This is a genomic window from Streptococcus equi subsp. zooepidemicus, assembly GCF_015689395.1.
GTDB lineage: Bacteria > Bacillota > Bacilli > Lactobacillales > Streptococcaceae > Streptococcus > Streptococcus equi.
Genome location: NZ_CP065054.1, coordinates 1,132,315 through 1,148,937, shown reverse-complemented (window position 1 = coordinate 1,148,937; position 16,623 = coordinate 1,132,315). Strand labels below are relative to the sequence as shown.

The following is a 16,623-nucleotide window of genomic DNA, read 5'->3' as shown; positions in this document are numbered from 1 at the left end:
TATTATTTTATCAAAAAAGTGGCGAAAAATCGCCACTTGTCTTATCGTTCAATAATATTGTAATAGGTTCTGCTTGTTATCCTGTAAATGGTAAAGTAAATAACGATAATAACACCAATGGTCATCGCACTAACTAGGTAAATGAGGCTAGTGTTTAAAACGCCAAAGAGCAAGAGCATTTGCTTGAGCATAACCAGAGCAACACAAAAATGTAGGACTGCCATAGCTATGGGCATAAAGAACACCAATACAATTTGGGAATTGATGGTTTTTTTGACTTGTTGTTTGCTCATGCCGACCTCTTGAAGAATATTGTAAGATTTTTTATCCTCATAGCCTTCAGAGTATTGCTTGTAATAAATGATCAGTGCAGCCCCAAGTACAAAGCTCAAGCCTAAAAGAAAGCCTGTAAAAAGGAAGCCGCCGGTTAAGACATAGGTTGATTGGAGGTACTCCTCTTTAGTTTCGATATGGCCTATAACAGTATCGCCATCACTAATGATTCCCTTGTCATCACTAATACTCCTAAGGTCAGCCTTAGTTAAATCAGCATAGGCTGAAATGCTGGCCCGTCCGCCAGTATGATTAATGCTTTGAATGCTATCTTGAATATCCTTTAGTGTTTCCATATCTTTGACCACAAGAACTGCACCATTATAAGTGTTAGCTGCCTCTGGGAAGGTTACTGATGTTAAATTTTTGACATTGGTATATGATTTGCCCAAAATATCCAGCTGTCGTAATTGACTATCCCCTCTTTGCTTAAAGAAGGCAGTCTGATTATCCTTTAATTCAGGCAATTGATTGCCCAAGGCGCGAAAATCATCTTGAGTGACTAAGTAGACATAGCCTGTAGTGACTGGACTAGGATTTAGCAAGGATTCTTTGGTTACTACAATGGTTTCTTTTTGGGATACTTCAAAAGAAACCATGCTACTATAATAGACTAGAAAATCCGAGGCAGGCTTATTGGTCTTTTCAACAATAAGTCTGTTAAAAACCTCTTTTTGATTGTCAATCTCTGAATTATCAAAATTAATATGAGTATTTTTAGGAAATAGCTGATTAGACATTGCCTCGCTATTAGCATAAAGCGCAGTTGTTGTTGCTATTGCAACAAAGGCCATAACAGCTAAGAGGGTAATATTTGCCAAGCCTACAGCATTTTGCTTCATTCTAAAAATCATCTGAGAGGTGCTGACAAAATGCTCTGGCTGGTAAAAATAAGCCTTGTTTTGACGGCGACGCTTTAAGTGCCAAGTCATAAAGGAAATGTAAAAGAGATAGGTCCCGATAATAACGATAATAACTGCTATAAAAAACCGATATAAAGTGTCTAATGCTGTCAGCTTTGTCGATGATAAGGAGATGTAATAGCCAATACTAAGCAATATGATGGATAAGGCTGCTAGTAATAAATTACCCTTTGGCTCTTTTTCACCCTGTTCTTTATGACGAAAGAGCATTAAGGGAGAGGTCTTTCTGATTTTAATCAAGCCAACAACCTCTAATAAACCAAAGATAGCAGCGAAGATTAAAGTGGTGTAAATAAAAGCAACAGGATTGATTTGTAATTCTAAATGGACTGCTCTTACCAGATTAGCGAAAATCAAATAAAAGACGTGTGAAAAAATAGCTGATAGGATACTTCCTACGACTACTGTCCCTAAGTACATAAAAACAAGCTCGATCGTTGAGACTAAACCAACCTGCTTTTTATTCATTCCCAAAATATTGTACAGACCAAATTCTCGACTTCTTTGCTTTAGTAAAAAATTATAGCTATAAATCTCCATAATAGTGGCAAAGATGATTAAAACAAAGATTGCTAGTCCTAATAGCATAAACCCATGTCTCATCGATTCTGATACGGGGCTCATCATGATAATCAAGACAATACAATTGAGCATATATAAAACAGTGCTTGCCAGTAAAAAAGGAGCTGTGACGGATAAGGACTTTCGTAGATTATTCCAAGCTAGTTTGAGATAAAACATCTTTATTCACCTCCTAAAAGACCGGCCATGGCAATCGAGATGTCTTTGCTAAATTCTAAATTCGTTTTATTTCCACGATAGATTTGGTGGAAAATACGGCCGTCCTTGATAAACAGTACTCGCTTAGCATGGCTAGCAGCATTGGCAGAGTGTGTTACCATCAAGAGTGTCTGACCGTCTAGGTTAATGGCCTCAAAAAGATTGAGAATATCCTCTGAATTGCGGTAATCAAGTGCTGCTGTTGGTTCGTCAGCTAATAATAATTGCGGATTGGTGATTAAGCTTCTTGCAATAGCAACCCTTTGCTTTTGACCACCAGAAATTTCAAATGGACGTTTATCTAAAAGCGTTTCAATGCGCAGCTTAGGGGCAATGATGTTGAGCCGTCTTTCCATTTCTTTAAATGGCTTACGGTTTAAAACAAGGGGTAAAAAGATATTATCTCTGATCGATAGGGTGTCTAGGAGGTTAAAATCCTGAAAAACAAAGCCTAGGTTTTGAAGTCGGAAATTAGCTAGGTCACCCTCCTTAATTTTTGTAATGTCAGTGCCATTCAATAAAACAGATCCCTTGGTTGGTTTTTCCAGAGTTGCCAGAATATTTAATAGGGTTGTTTTTCCTGAGCCTGACTCTCCCATGATGGCAATAAACTCACCCTTGTCAACCTTAAAATCAACATCTTGTAAGGCTCTAGTTTCTTCCTTTGAAAAGCGTGTCCGAAAAACCTTCTCTAAATGATTAATTTCTAATAACATATGAAACTCCTTTGTGTCTATTATACTCTTTTAGCTTTAAATATAGCCACTATCGTGACGTATTTAGCTAGTGATGCATTTAGTGCCTTTTGTCAGCCTTAACCACTCCTTCTTTCATGAAGCAGCCCAGCTCTCAACAAGAATCGTCTTAGCTGACTGAACCTATTGCTCTAAACTCTTTTTTCTTTACAGCTTATAGTTTACCCTAATTAATAGTCTGGTTAGCTTACAAGATTTGATGGGTGACTTACAGATTTGTAAGTTTTATAACATCATTTTTCTTATCATTTTGATATAATGAAAGGAGAATTCTATTTAGGAGAAGCGTCAATGGCTAAGAAAATCAAAAAAACGCTAGGGACTGTCGGAAAGCTGTTTTCCATTATCCCTGATACCACTGAAATTATAGGAAAAACGATAGATAACACCCGTCCCATTATCGAAAAGCATATGGAACAAAAGCATGAAAAGGAAATGCAGCTAACGCTTTTAGATGATGTGATTAATTTACCTGTTGATAAAGCGCAAAAGCATCTGGAACAGCTAGGTTTTGTTGTCGCACTATTGCCGGTCAAGCCTAGTAAAAAATGGATACATGCTAGCTTAAATGAGGTTGTTTCCATGTCACCCAAGCCTGGAAAGTATAAGCTGGGAAGCTTAGTGAAGCTTTATTATGTTACTGTAGATGTCCTTGAGAAAAGTCAGGCTATTTTAGATCAAGAGACCCTAAAGGCTGTCGAACGAAATCAAAGAATTGCTGATACCATCGAAGCTGTTAAGCAAATTAAGTTTCCTTTTAAGAAGAAATAAGGCTATAACTGTTAAAAAACAAGCTGACCCTAATAGTATCAGCTTGTTTTTTAATATGTGTGACTTTAAGTCTATCTTGCTCAGCAGGTGCTAAACAAATAAACCACCCGTTATGTAGCAGCCTTCAATATTTAGCATTTTGGACTGACCTTTTGGGGGTCATTTCATTAGACGGGTGGTTATGATCAAGGAGTTTATTGGTAGGTAGCTTTGACTAATAATTAGGAGATTGATTTTATTAGTTATCTTGCTTTTTATTCTTTTGATTAATCCATTGCTATATCAACGGTGACGTACTGAACTGGGATATCATAAAAGGGATCCTCTCTGCGTCCTAGGAAATCCTTTGCCTGCTGAGGGAAAGAGGCATAGCTCAATACATCCTCCTCGCAGCAGGCATAGCCTGCAATTTCTTGACGAAGCAAGGGCAATTGTGGCTCAATCAAATTTGCTGGACGACAAGTGATAACAGCTTCATCACCAATGATTTTCTCTTTAATGCCTTCGCCTAGTGGCGCAGGAGGTTGACCATAAAGTCCTCTGACATAGTCCTTGATTTCATTTGGGACAACCTTGTAGCGCTCACTTGAAATAACATTCATCAAGGCTTGAGTGCCCACCATTTGCGATAGTGGAGTCACCAGTGGGGGGTAGCCTAAATCAGCTCTAACCTTTGGAACCTCAGCCAGAACCTCTTCATATTTGTCAGTGAGTCCCTGTTCCTTAAGCTGACTTAGCAAATTGGACAGCATGCCGCCAGGAACCTGATAAAGCAAGGTCTTAGGCTCAGTGTCTTTAACCTTGGGATTTAAAATGCCCTCTGCCCTGTAGTGATCTCGGATAGTATTAAAATACTCGGCAATTTTTGTCAGCCTTGTCATGTCTACTCCGGTATCAATCCCCAAGTCCTCTAAAGCAATAACCATCGATTCTGTTGCTGGCTGGCTTGTCCCGCCGGCAAATGAGGATATGGCAGTATCAATAATATCTGCACCAGCCTCTACGACCTTGAGATAGGTCATTTCAGAAATACCACTGGTAGCATGTGTGTGAACCTCAAGTGGTAGATCAATGCTTTCCTTAATACGCTTCACTAATTGATAGCCTATCTCTGGCGTTAACACCCCAGCCATGTCCTTGATACAAATAGAATCTGCACCGATAGCCTGATAAGCTTTTGCTAAGGCTACAAAATAATCGACAGTATGAACCGGACTTGTTGTGTAGGAAATAGCAACCTGTGCATGACCGCCGAATTCCTTTGTCGCTGAAACGGCCGTCTCTAGATTACGGGGATCATTTAGGGCATCAAAAATGCGTACAATATCAATACCATTTTCAATGGATTTTTGGATAAAGCTGCGGACGACATCGTCAGCATAATTGCGATAGCCTAAAAGATTTTGCCCACGCAGAAGCATTTGTAATTTGGTTTTCTTGACTGCTTTACGAATGGTTCTTAGACGCTCCCAAGGGTCTTCATTTAAGAAACGTAGGCAAGAATCAAAGGTAGCTCCTCCCCACATTTCTAGGGCATGATAGCCAGCATTATCTAGTGTTTCTAAAATCGGAATCATTTCCTTTGTAGTCATGCGGGTGGCAATTTGACTTTGCTGACCATCACGCAAAACTGTTTCTGTTATACGGATTTTTGTCATATCATTCTCCTTATAAGAATACCGTTAAGTCTAACTGAGGTGATTGTCTCCTTCAAAAAATGATTGAAGCAATTGTGCAAGGGCTGCCTGCATGTCTGCTACCGAGTGACTGCGATTTCTGCTACAAGCCTTAGCCTCTTTTGAGCAAAGATAACAGCTACGTGGAGGAAAGCCTAAGGCTGTTCGACTGATAGGGGTTGGCAGCTGATTTGACATCACTAAAACGTCCAAATCCATTAGCCTGCCAATCGGTAAATCAGCCTCAAGCTCAATCATTTTAAGCTTTAATGCCTGACTATCTAAGGCTGTCACAAGATAATATTCATAACCCGTTTTAGGCAGCAAACGAAGCTGATAGCTAATCTGATTGCCAGCCAGCTTTTCTAGGATTGCCCTGATAACATTATCAAAGACCTCAAGTAAAGCAGGTGACGTTTTAATGGGGCCTGGAATATTCATGGTCACACAAAGCAGGCTTTCGTTTGGAAATTCTGTTAGAAGCCTTCCTTGACGAAAACTTCTGTCCTCACGTGCCCTTAGCATGTCAGCTAGGGTAACAGCTTCCCCCTTGAAAATCATTTCCTTAGACATTGTAGACAACGTCAATTAGGCTGCCATCACGATACTCAATAAGAGCTACAACCTTATCACCGTATTGGATACAATCAGGTGTCCCAACAATCGAGTAGGCCTTTTCTTTTAATTCCTTGATACTAAATTGAGGAACCTCCAAGTCTTTGAAATGCTCGATCAAATCTGGACGGTTTGGATTGATAGCAATACCTATTTCTGTGACAACCACATCAACGCTTGTTCCAGGTGTAATTACTGTATTTACCTCATCTACAAAGGTTGGAATGCGTCCGCGGATCAGAGGCGAAATCACTAGACTCATTTTGGCAGCAAAGGCTGTGTCACAATGCCCTCCGGAAGCCCCACGAATAACACCGTCAGAACCTGTCATGACATTAACATTGAAATTGGTATCAACCTCAAGTGCTGATAAAATACAGGTGTCTAATTGATTGATAACCGATCCCTTGCTTAGTGGTGAAGCATACATGTTAGCATCAATTTCGTAATGCTGAGCATTTTTACCAAGCGAAACTGCTGAAGGGTAATCAAAGTCCTGTACATCTAGGATTTTCTCAACTAATCCTTCTTCGAGCAATTCTACCATAGCGTTTGTAATGCCTCCAAGGGCAAAGCTTGCCTTGATATTTTCTTGAAGCATGGCCTCACGCATGAACCTAGTCACTGCTAAGGAAGCTCCTCCTGTACCCGTTTGGAAGGAAAAGCCATTCTTAAAGTAAGGTGATTGTGTGATGACCTTGGCTGCATATTCAGCAATTAGGAGCTCCTTAGGATTTTTTGTAAACCGCGTTGCTCCCTTAGCAATTCCTTGCGGATCACCAATAGCATCAACTGTCACGACATAATCAACATCAGTTTGCGGAATGCTAATTGGGGTGTTGGGGTAATCAACTAGGTGATCTGTCAATACCACTACTTGATCTGCGTATTTGGCATCAATCATAGCATAGCCAAGTGAGCCGCAGGTAGCCTTACCAATCGTACCGTTGACATTACCATATTCATCTGAGCTTGGTGCCCCTAAAAAGGCAACATCAATATGAATATCACCGCTAGCAATCGCACGAGCGCGTCCTCCATGAGAACGAATCACAACAGGCTTTTCCATAATCCCTGATGAAATAGCTGCACCAACCTTATCACGTAAACCTGATGAGGTAATGCTTGTAACCACTCCGTTTTTGATGTGCTCAATTAATGGCTCATGCACATTGGCAATAGAGCTTGGAGCGATAGCTAAATCTTTGATTCCCATGCTGGCTATCTCATCAAGAACCATATTCATGACGAAGTCCCCCTCACGAAAATGATGGTGAAATGAAATGGTCATGCCATCTTTTAGGCCTGTCTTTTCAATAGCTTCACGAATAGAGCCAAGCAATTTACTGTCACCTGGCTTTACAGGCTTAATGCGGCGGCTTGATTCATTGTAGCTAGTGATACGTGCTAGCTCTCCTTCAAATACTCCATAGTGATCAGCATACTCCTGAGGAATATCACGACCAAGTTTATTTTTAACCATGCTAAATGTCCTCCTCTGTTAATACCCCAGCAGCTGTTGCCAAAGCGATAACCCGCTGTGCACGCTCTACGATTGGCTTATCTACCATTTTTCCATTTAATGAGATGACACCTGATCCCTTACCTTCAGCCTCACGAATAGCCCAAATCACTTGCTTGGCATGACTAATCTCTTTTTCGGTTGGTGTGTAAATCTCATTTACCAATGGAATCTGACGAGGATTAATGACAGATTTGCCATCAAAGCCCAATTGCTTGATATGACGCACCTCAGCTTGGAAGCCTTCTGTATTGTTGACATCTGAATAAACGGTATCAATTGCTGCGATCCCAGCAGCACGTGCTGCGTGAAGAATCATGCTGCGGGCAAAGAATAATTCTTGTCCGTCTGGGTAGCGACGTGTTTTCATATTGGTCACATAATCCTCTGCACCAAGGGCGATACCAATGAGACGGTCTGAGGCCTTTGCAATCTCACGAGCATTTAAGACCCCTTCTGCAGACTCGATAGCCGCCATCATGCGTGTACGACCGACAGCAATCCCATTGTCACGTTCGACACGCTCAATGACTGCCTCAACATCAATAATATCCTGGGCAGTTTCTGTCTTTGGCAGGCGAATAACATCAACACCTGCTAACACAACTGCCTCAATATCCAGAGCACCACAAGAGTCTAGGCCATTAACGCGCACAACTGTCTCAACATTTGAATAATCAAAGGTTTTTAGCGCAAAATGAACAAGGGCGCGAGAGGTGTCTTTTTCTTTTAAGGAAACTGAATCTTCTAAATCAAACATGATAGAGTCCGCTCCAAACAAGGGTGCGTCTCTTAGCATAGCCGCATTAGCGCCCGGAACAAACATCATCGTTCTTCTTAAGCGTTCCATGAGTCGATCTCCTTCCAGTTGTAATGCTCAACTCCAGCAGCACGATGGACTGCTGCAATTGTTCTTGCCTGAATGGTACAATCCAAGGCTCCCTTATCAACAGCTTCGATCGTTGCTGACTCAACGCCTAGCTTGGCAAGTGTTGTCTTGATTAATGCTCTGATATGATTGCCAAATTGTTTTTCAACGCTTGAATCCAATTCCAAAACGATTCCCTGACCATCATTAGGTGATATTGTTATCATCATGTCGCTGGATTCAAGCGAACCAGCAACAGCAATTTGTTTGATTTCCATTTGATTGACCTCCTTGTTTAGATCATATTCTATTATTTTTCTACTGGAAATAGCTTAATCAGAGCCTCTGCTACAATATAGAGAATTCCTAAAACAACAAACACTCCTGCCATTCCAAGCGCCATTAGCTCAAAGGATTGGATCAAATGGTCTATATTGATTGTCATAAGCACGTCCTTTCTTAGCTAAAGTAAGCAAGCAGCAAGCCACCTGCAATAACTGAGGCGATCTGACCAGATACATTAGCACCCACAGCATACATCAAGATGAAATTCTGCGGATCCTCATCAGTAGCCATTTTTTGAATCACACGACTTGACATTGGAAAGGCTGAGATCCCAGCAGCTCCGATCATTGGATTGATTTTTTCCTTACGGAATAAATTCAAGAATTTAGCAAACATCACACCACCAATCGAATCCATGATAAAGGCCAACAAACCAAAGATGATAATAAGCAGGGTTTGCACATTCAAGAAAAGCTCGGCCTGCATTTTGATAGAGATGGTTAGTCCTAGTAAAATACTGATGATATTGACCAATTCGTTTTGAGCGGTTTGTGATAAGCGATCCAAAACACCACATTCACGAAGCAGGTTACCAAACATCAAAAAACCAACCAATGGTAAAGAAATTGGGGCAATAAAGCCGGCTACAAGTGTGATCACAATAGGAAAGAGAATCTTTGTTAATTGTGATACGTTTTCAGCCTTATAGGTCATGCGAATGCGACGTTCTTTTTTGGTGGTTACCAGCTTGATTGCAAATGGTTGAATAATCGGAACCAAGGCCATATAAGAATAAGCTGCCACTGTGATAGGGCCTAGCAAATCCTTTGCCAATTGGTTTGCTACAAAGATTGATGTTGGACCGTCAGCAGCACCAATGATACCAATTGAAGCTGCTTCCTTAATATCAAAACCAGCTAATACGGCTACAACGACTACAAAGAAAATTCCAAATTGAGCCGCCGCACCAAATAATAGCATGAAAGGATTTTGAAGTAAAGGACCAAAGTCAATCATGGCACCAATACCGATAAAAATAAGTAATGGAAATAGCTCTGTACCGATTCCAAAATTGAATAAGGCATCAAAGACCCCTTCTTGCTCAACGCCATTAACAACCTGTGTTAAGACTCCTGTTCCAGGAAAGTTGACTAAAATAGTGCCCAGCCCCATAGGAACTAGTAAGGTTGGTTCATATTCTTTCTTTATTCCTAGGTACATTAAGATTGCACCGATAAGCATCATAATGATTTGAGGAATAGTGATGGAGGTTACTCCTGCAATTAATGTTTCCACAAATGTACTTCCCTTTCTACTACATTCTAAATTGAAAGATAATTGAGTAATCAGCTAATGGTAATGAGGCCTTCACCAGGGTTGACCACCTGACCTGCAGTAACATGAATCCCTGTGACTGTACCAGCTGTTGAGGCAACAATCTCATTTTCCATTTTCATAGCCTCTAAAATCAATAGAGGTTGATTTTCCTGTACGACATCACCGACATTAACTAAAACCTTTAAGATAGTACCAGGCATAGGTGATGGCATCGCATCTGCCCCCGCTGATACAGGCGCTGCTGCTGGAGCTTGCGGAGCCACCTTTTCTTCAGCTACTGGAGCCGGCGTTGCTGGCTGAACAGGAGGTGCTACTGGGGCTTGGGTGGGAGCACCGATCTCTTCCATTTCAACTAGGTACTCTTTCCCGTCAATGGTAATTTTAAACTTACGCAACATAATCTTTTCTCCTTTTACTAGTTATGACTAACGTTTACTTTCTTACTATAAATGGACCTAACCAGAAATTGACTCTCCGGATAAACACCAGCTGCAATGCTTGATGCAATTAAGGATACGGTTAAGGCCTCAGGATTGCGCTTTAGGATTCGCTTTACCTTAAACTGACTGCTAGCTTGCTCACCAGCTGCAATGGCACTGGCAATCAGACTAACTGTCTGATAGTCCTTTTTGTCTGCCGCAACGTAGCTAGGCACTGGCTCCCAGTCATCTAACGGAAATTCAGACTTATTCTCTCTATCTTGATGGCTTGTTGTTGCCTCTTTTTTAGAGCGTCTAAATATGTTTTGGAAAAACTGCATAAGCTACCTCCTTTCTTAGTTTGCCCACGAATGGGAAGCTTCTATGCTTATTATATACCACCTCTTCTTTTTGGAATGGCTTTTTTGTGTTCTTTCTAAGAGCGCTTTCACATTTTCAAGGATTTTCTTATTTTAGTTAACTGATTTTACAAAATAGGGTAACTAAAAACAAGTAGGACTGATTTTAAAAAACGCTGAAACACAGTGTAATTGCTGAGGATAAGAGCAACTAATGGCGTTTGAAAACATTAATGTAACCATTTATTTTTTCAGGCGCTGCTTTCAAGATGTTTTTTTTGTGTTTTTCCGTACATGGAGGTATTTCCTTTGCGAACGCTTTCATTTATACTGAAATCATAAAATCAAAAAGGAGATAACAATATGTTATTAACAGTTCTAGCTTATGCTATGATTATTATCTTCATGTATGTCGTCATGAAGAAAAAAATGACCCCTTTTACAGCTCTGGTCATGATTCCGTTGATAATGACAATTGCTGTTATATTAACAGGCTCTGCTGATTTTACATCAGATGCCAAGTTTGTTGCCTTTGTCGGTGAGGATGGGCTTGCTAAAAATCTGACAGCTATTGGTCCTATGATCATGTACGGTATTAATAACACTGCTAAGACAGGTATTATGCTGCTTTTTGCGATTCTGTTCTTTTCCATTATGCTAGATGCTGGTTTGTTTGACCCGATTACTGAAAAAATGATTCGCTTTGCTAAGGGAGACCCGATGAAGGTCTTGATGGCAACTGCTATTGTTGCAGCAGCTGTTTCACTTAATGGTGATGGTACGACAACAACCTTGATTTGCTGCTCTGCTTTTTTACCAATCTATAAGAAATTAAACATGCGCATCATGAATCTGGGTGTCTTGATTATCTTGCAAAACACCATCATGAACCTGCTTCCTTGGGGTGGTCCAACTGCGCGTGCTATGTCTGTACTTAGTGTGGGACCTGAAATCCTTGGATACCTCGCACCTGGTATGATTTTGTCTCTTCTTTACGTCATTTGCTGGGTTGCGCCAAGCATGGGGCGCAAGGAACGTGCAAGACTTGGTGTTGTTGATTTGACCGAAGAGGAGATGCGTAAGCTAACAGACATTACAGACCCAGATACGCTTTCTATCCGTCGCCCTAAAAACTTTGTCTTTAATGCTGCCTTAACAATTGGCTTAATTACTTGGCTGGTTGCCGGTTCTTTCTATAAGGCTATTGCTATGGCACCACTTCTTTTATTTGCAGTGGGAACCTGTATTGCCCTTATTGTTAACTATCCTGTCCTAAAGGACCAAACAAAGCGTATTGGTGATAATGCTGGCGATGCTGTTCAGGTTGTTATTTTGGTCTTTGCTGCTGGTATCTTTATGGGGCTTTTCCAAGGCTCTGGTATGGCTAGTGCTCTTGCCCAAAGCTTTGCAACGATTATTCCAAAGCAGTTGGCTGGCTTCTGGGGACTTGTGATTGCCTTGATTTCAGCACCTGGTACCTTCTTTATTTCAAATGATGGCTTTTACTATGGTATTTTGCCAGTTCTAGCGGAGGCTGGAGCTGAATATGGCTTTAGTCATATGGCAATGGCTCTTGCTTCTCTTATGGGACAGGCTTTCCATTTGCTCAGTCCATTAGTTGCGTTTATCTACCTGCTTCTTCGTCTTACTGGTCTTGATATGGGAGAGTGGCAAAAGGAAGCTGCTAAATACGCCGTTGTCATCTTTATTATCTTTGTTGTAACCATTATTGCTATGGGGCAAATGCCGCTTTACATTCCACAATAGACTTAGTACTGGTAAGGATTGTAATGAAGACTAATGAAAGCCATGTTCTTTCACGAGCATGGCTTTCACTTTTCAGGACCCAATAGTTATTTTCATTCATAATGATTTTCAGTATAATAATATTATGACATTAACATTAAGGAGATGATATGAATCCTATTATCGAAGCGGTAAAAAATAATCTTGATTTATCCCGTAATATCCCTTTGAAGATAGCTTTTTATAATGCTCTAAAGAAAACGATTATTTTAAGACAAATTCCTGCTGGCAGTCGTATCAACGAAAAAGAATTTTCCGTTGCCTTAAATATTAGCAGAACACCAATCAGGTACGCCTTAGGATTGTTATCAGAGGAGCATTTGGTAGAGCATATTCCTAAAAAAGGCATTATTGTCAAAGGTGTTAGTATCCAAGATGCTTGTGAAATCTTTGAAATCAGAAAGGCACTTGAGACACTAGCAACAAGCACCGCTATGTATTTGATGACAGAGGAAGATTTTCAGGTCATGCATGATTTGTTGGCTGATTGTGAAACCTTTATAGAAGATGACGATCTCAACAGAATTCTAGATAATTTCAACAGCTTTAATAATCTGATTTACAGCTACAGTCAGATGATCAGATTAAAAGAAATTGTCACTGAATTGCAGACCTATCTTGTTTACTTTAGAAAAATTTCGATCTCTTCCCTAGAAAGACGAAAACGCGCTTTATCTGAGCATTGGATGATTTATCGTGGCATGAAAAATCGTGACCACGAGCAAATTACCCTTATTACGCATGAGCACCTCAACAGCTCACTAGAATTTATCCTACAGGAAATGAGCAGGCGTCAGGATGACTAAGAAGGTATTTGATGATATTAGCAGGCTTGCTCTAAAGGCTTTGCTTTACGAAGTGTCCTTATCTCCTAAGCCTGGGCTTGTGGATCAGCTTGATAACGGGGCTCATGATGACATGAGCTTCTTAACCTTTGTTGATAGCGCTCTGGCCTTAGCCCCCTTTTTTAAGATTTATTTAGACATTGGCTTTTACCATGCTAAGGAAGATCCTAGCCTGATCTTTGAGCGCTTGCGCGCCTCAGGCATTGAGGCTGAGCAAGCCATGTTCAGCGCAACCAAGGGGGTTAATACCCATAAGGGGGTCAATTTTTCCTTAGCACTTTTGCTTGGGGCAACGGGAATGTATCTTGCCGATCAACCACAGCTCTTGGCTCATGTAACAGCCTTTACTGAGGAGGATAGTCTGGCTATTTGTCAGCTCGTCAAGCCTCTAACAGCCCATCTCCTTGAGGCTGATTTTGGTAGCTTAGACCTAACAAAAGAGCTCACCTATGGTGAGAAGCTCTTTCTAGATTACGGTATAAAGGGCCCTCGAGGAGAAGCCAGCGAGGGCTATCCTACAATTGCTCACAAGGCGCTACCTTTTTTGCGCAAGAGCCTTCGCAGCACTGATCAGGAGACCGCTCAGCTGCAACTGCTGGTTTACCTCATGTCTATTGTGGAAGATGGCAACCTGATTCACCGAGGAGGCATCAAAGCTTGGCAGCAGGTCAAACAGGACATGCTGCTATTGCACAATAGCGCTTTGAGCGCTACTGACTTAAAGGCTGCATTGTCAGCTTACAACGATAAGCTGATTCAACAGCATCTCAGTCCTGGAGGGACTGCTGATCTACTAGTGCTAAGTCTCTACTTTGCCTTTTTAGAAAATCAATTATAACAGCTCCAAGCCTGAACAAAACCCTTGATGTGCTATTTGGTAATAGTAAAATATCTCTGGTTCATGCTCTGAGGGGCTCTTCTTTTTACCATATGCTAATGAGCCACTTAACCAACAAGGGCATGATAACAACAGTATAGAGGGTTCGACTGATTTGAATGCCAGCGATTTTAGGCATATCTCCGCCAAGCTCACCAGCCAATAGTGAAATATCTGTCGCGCCAGCAGGCGATGAGGCAAAGAGTGCCGATTGCAGATCCAAGATCCCTTTTTTATACATGATATAGCCAAAAAAGAGATTGATGATCAGATAGCTACTCAAAAGTAAAAGAATAGGAACAATCAGACGTCCCATTTGAAGCAGACTATCCTGAGTAAAACTTGTTCCAATAATAGAGCCAGCAAAAACCTGAGCTATATAACGAAGTGTACTTGGCATTTGACTTGTTTGCCGAAGCACCTTCAGTGCTGTCGAAAAAAGCAAAGAAACAATCAGAGCGCCTACAGGTATCTTTAGCCCTAAACCGATCAAACCTCCAATGCTAGCAATGCTTAAAACCTGAATGTTATTCCATAGCTGCTTTTTCCTAGAAGGTCTTGTATCCTGGGAGCTAGCACTTTTGACTATCTTTTTTTTAGTAGCTTTTGCTTTTGGGTCAAAGCGATTGACCCAAAACGTCACCCAAACAGGAAGAAACAAGAGCATACCGACCAATCGAGCTGACTGTAATGTTGCAACCATATCAGCCTTTGCTCCCATATCAACTGCCATAAGAGAAACGTCCATAATGCCACCAGGTAAGCAGCTCAACAAGGCTGTTACAGGATCAAGATCAAAGCAGTAAACAAATACCCCACCAAGAAGAAACATATTCAGCGTGAACAAGGACATGAGACTAATAATAGACTTGGCTAGCTTGGGCAGATTAAGCAGGTCAGATTTGCTGACGCTTTGGCCAATATAGGCACCACTAATAATCTGAGCAAAAATCTTCATGGGGCTAATAGCCTCTACCTGCTTTGTCAGGATAGAAGCTAGAGCAACAGCTACCATACTCCCAATCATAAAAGGGGCAGGAATACTCAGCCGCTTAGCAACAAGTCCTCCCAGTGTCCCAACTAATAAAGTCATTAGAATCGAAAGCATACCAGTCCCTTTATCCCCCTTAATATCAATAGCTCTATTATAGCATAAGACAAAACTATTATTGCCACCTTCTGCAGGCTTAAATCCTCCATACCTTAATCATTTATCTAAAAGCCCTAATCATATCATAATGACATCGGAGACAATAGGTCATTGATGTCTTTTTTGTGCATTCTTTTTCATAAACCAGCTAAGATGCTTAAGGATAAGCCCATAGCGTGCTATAATAAAGGCAAGAGGATACTTTCGTAATAAGAGGTGATCACATGACACAGCACTTGATACAGCATATTTTTCCCTTTGACAAGCAGCAAAAAGCAAAAATTGATTGCTTGTTACAAAAACAGCACATTAGAAGAGACCCGCATTTAGATTATACCTGTGCTATTATTGATGAGCAGGGTGAGCCTATTGCTACTGGTTCTTTGTATGGCAATAGCTTGCGCTGTTTAGCTGTTGATCAAGCCTACCAAGGACAAGGCTTACTTAATCACATTGTCTCACATCTGATTGAGGAGGCCTACTCACGTGGGCATTATCATCTGTTTATCTACACTAAAATATCAGCTGCCCCTCTATTGCTAAGTCTTGGCTTTCATGTCATTGCAATGGTTGATGATACTCTTTGTTTTTTAGAAAATAAAAAAAGAGGCTTTGAGCACTACCTGTCACAGCTAGAAAAGCCCCAGGTCAGTCCTCAAAAGACCGCAGCAATCGTTTTAAATGCTAATCCATTTACCCTTGGTCATCTGCATCTGATTGAAAAGGCCTGCGCTGACAACGAGCTCGTTCATCTCTTTATGGTCAGTCAAGACAGTAGCCTGATCCCCTACCATATCCGAAAGGAATTAATCATCAAAGGGACTGCACACCTAGCAAATATCATATACCACGATAGTGGACCTTACATGATTAGTCAGGCAACCTTTCCTGCTTATTTTCAAAAAGATGAGCTAGCAGTTATTGATAGTCAAGCTAAATTGGATATTGTCATTTTCCGTCACATTGCAGAAAAACTCCAGATCAAGAGGCGTTATGTTGGCGAAGAGCCTACCAGCATGGTCACACAGCATTACAACACCGTCATGCTCAAGCAGCTGCCTTGCTATGGCATTGATGTGCAAGTTATCCCTAGGAAAACCTTTGCAGAAGGCAAAATCATCAGCGCCTCTCTTGCCAGACAGGCCATCAAGGACGATGATCAAGCTCTCTTAGAGCTACTCCTTCCTAAAACCTCACTTGATTTTTTTAGGAGCGAGGCTGCTCAGCCCACGATTACTAAGATTAAAGCAGCAACAGACCTTAAGCATTATTAATTAACAGCCACCCCCTCTCTAGCACTA

17 protein-coding genes are annotated in these 16,623 nt (G+C 41.0%); 5 read left to right on the top strand and 12 right to left on the bottom strand.

What is annotated here, in order from left to right:
* Window positions 1-41: 41 nt before the first annotated feature.
* Both I2432_RS05460 and I2432_RS05455 read right to left on the bottom strand, forming a co-directional pair.
* Complete coding sequence (locus I2432_RS05460) at window positions 42-1,997, bottom strand: ABC transporter permease (protein ID WP_111692456.1); 1,956 nt, start codon at window positions 1,995-1,997, stop codon at window positions 42-44.
* A 2-nt stretch (window positions 1,998-1,999) separates the two neighbouring features.
* Entirely contained in the window at window positions 2,000-2,752 is a 753-nt protein-coding gene (locus I2432_RS05455; RefSeq protein WP_012515624.1) for an ABC transporter ATP-binding protein, read from the bottom strand.
* A 330-nt stretch (window positions 2,753-3,082) separates the two neighbouring features.
* Between I2432_RS05455 and I2432_RS05450 the strand changes: the two genes are divergently transcribed.
* Window positions 3,083-3,562 carry a PASTA domain-containing protein gene (locus I2432_RS05450; protein ID WP_021320776.1) on the top strand — a complete coding sequence of 160 codons (480 nt, stop codon included), beginning with the start codon at window positions 3,083-3,085 and terminating at the stop codon, window positions 3,560-3,562.
* Window positions 3,563-3,828: 266 nt separating this feature from the next.
* Here I2432_RS05450 and I2432_RS05445 read toward each other — a convergent pair whose 3' ends face one another.
* Genes I2432_RS05445 through I2432_RS05410 form a run of 9 tightly spaced genes read right to left on the bottom strand, consistent with a single transcriptional unit; the run spans window position 3,829 to window position 10,626 of the window.
* On the bottom strand, window positions 3,829-5,220 hold the full coding sequence (locus I2432_RS05445) for an oxaloacetate decarboxylase subunit alpha (protein ID WP_206158636.1): 1,392 nt from the start codon (window positions 5,218-5,220) through the stop codon (window positions 3,829-3,831).
* A 30-nt stretch (window positions 5,221-5,250) separates the two neighbouring features.
* Window positions 5,251-5,811, bottom strand: coding sequence for a citrate lyase holo-[acyl-carrier protein] synthase (gene citX / locus I2432_RS05440; protein ID WP_206159084.1), 561 nt, complete (start codon window positions 5,809-5,811; stop codon window positions 5,251-5,253).
* On the bottom strand, window positions 5,804-7,336 hold the full coding sequence (gene citF / locus I2432_RS05435; protein WP_206158635.1) for a citrate lyase subunit alpha: 1,533 nt from the start codon (window positions 7,334-7,336) through the stop codon (window positions 5,804-5,806). Before citF ends, citX begins: the two co-directional genes overlap by 8 nt.
* 1 nt (window position 7,337) lies before the next feature.
* On the bottom strand, window positions 7,338-8,225 hold the full coding sequence (citE, locus tag I2432_RS05430; protein WP_037581191.1) for a citrate (pro-3S)-lyase subunit beta: 888 nt from the start codon (window positions 8,223-8,225) through the stop codon (window positions 7,338-7,340).
* Window positions 8,213-8,521, bottom strand: a complete 309-nt coding sequence (gene citD, locus I2432_RS05425) for a citrate lyase acyl carrier protein (protein ID WP_037581193.1) — start codon at window positions 8,519-8,521, stop codon at window positions 8,213-8,215. The genes citE and citD overlap by 13 nt, the downstream gene beginning before the upstream one ends.
* 32 nt (window positions 8,522-8,553) lie before the next feature.
* On the bottom strand, window positions 8,554-8,688 hold the full coding sequence (locus tag I2432_RS10430; protein ID WP_012515617.1) for an OadG-related small transporter subunit: 135 nt from the start codon (window positions 8,686-8,688) through the stop codon (window positions 8,554-8,556).
* A 14-nt stretch (window positions 8,689-8,702) separates the two neighbouring features.
* Window positions 8,703-9,824, bottom strand: a complete 1,122-nt coding sequence (locus tag I2432_RS05420; protein ID WP_037581197.1) for a sodium ion-translocating decarboxylase subunit beta — start codon at window positions 9,822-9,824, stop codon at window positions 8,703-8,705.
* A gap of 50 nt (window positions 9,825-9,874) precedes the next feature.
* The gene (locus I2432_RS05415) at window positions 9,875-10,264 is read right to left on the bottom strand and encodes an acetyl-CoA carboxylase biotin carboxyl carrier protein subunit (RefSeq protein ID WP_206158634.1); all 390 of its coding nucleotides are present in this window, start codon (window positions 10,262-10,264) and stop codon (window positions 9,875-9,877) included.
* A 17-nt stretch (window positions 10,265-10,281) separates the two neighbouring features.
* Window positions 10,282-10,626: a hypothetical protein gene (locus tag I2432_RS05410; protein ID WP_164336867.1), complete on the bottom strand. Its 345-nt coding sequence runs from the start codon at window positions 10,624-10,626 to the stop codon at window positions 10,282-10,284.
* 381 nt (window positions 10,627-11,007) lie between these two features.
* Between I2432_RS05410 and I2432_RS05405 the strand changes: the two genes are divergently transcribed.
* The 3 genes from I2432_RS05405 to citG all read left to right on the top strand — a co-directional run bounded on the left by I2432_RS05405 (window position 11,008) and on the right by citG (window position 14,133).
* On the top strand, window positions 11,008-12,411 hold the full coding sequence (locus I2432_RS05405) for a CitMHS family transporter (protein ID WP_206158633.1): 1,404 nt from the start codon (window positions 11,008-11,010) through the stop codon (window positions 12,409-12,411).
* Between the two features lie 149 nt (window positions 12,412-12,560).
* The gene (locus I2432_RS05400) at window positions 12,561-13,256 is read left to right on the top strand and encodes a GntR family transcriptional regulator (protein WP_206158632.1); all 696 of its coding nucleotides are present in this window, start codon (window positions 12,561-12,563) and stop codon (window positions 13,254-13,256) included.
* Window positions 13,249-14,133 carry a triphosphoribosyl-dephospho-CoA synthase CitG gene (gene citG / locus I2432_RS05395; protein WP_206158631.1) on the top strand — a complete coding sequence of 295 codons (885 nt, stop codon included), beginning with the start codon at window positions 13,249-13,251 and terminating at the stop codon, window positions 14,131-14,133. The genes I2432_RS05400 and citG overlap by 8 nt, the downstream gene beginning before the upstream one ends.
* A gap of 85 nt (window positions 14,134-14,218) precedes the next feature.
* Here citG and I2432_RS05390 read toward each other — a convergent pair whose 3' ends face one another.
* On the bottom strand, window positions 14,219-15,280 hold the full coding sequence (locus tag I2432_RS05390) for an AbrB family transcriptional regulator (protein ID WP_206158630.1): 1,062 nt from the start codon (window positions 15,278-15,280) through the stop codon (window positions 14,219-14,221).
* Window positions 15,281-15,546: 266 nt separating this feature from the next.
* On the opposite strand from I2432_RS05390, the gene citC reads away from it, so the two are divergent.
* Window positions 15,547-16,596 carry a [citrate (pro-3S)-lyase] ligase gene (citC, locus tag I2432_RS05385; protein ID WP_206158629.1) on the top strand — a complete coding sequence of 350 codons (1,050 nt, stop codon included), beginning with the start codon at window positions 15,547-15,549 and terminating at the stop codon, window positions 16,594-16,596.
* Window positions 16,597-16,623: the final 27 nt, after the last annotated feature.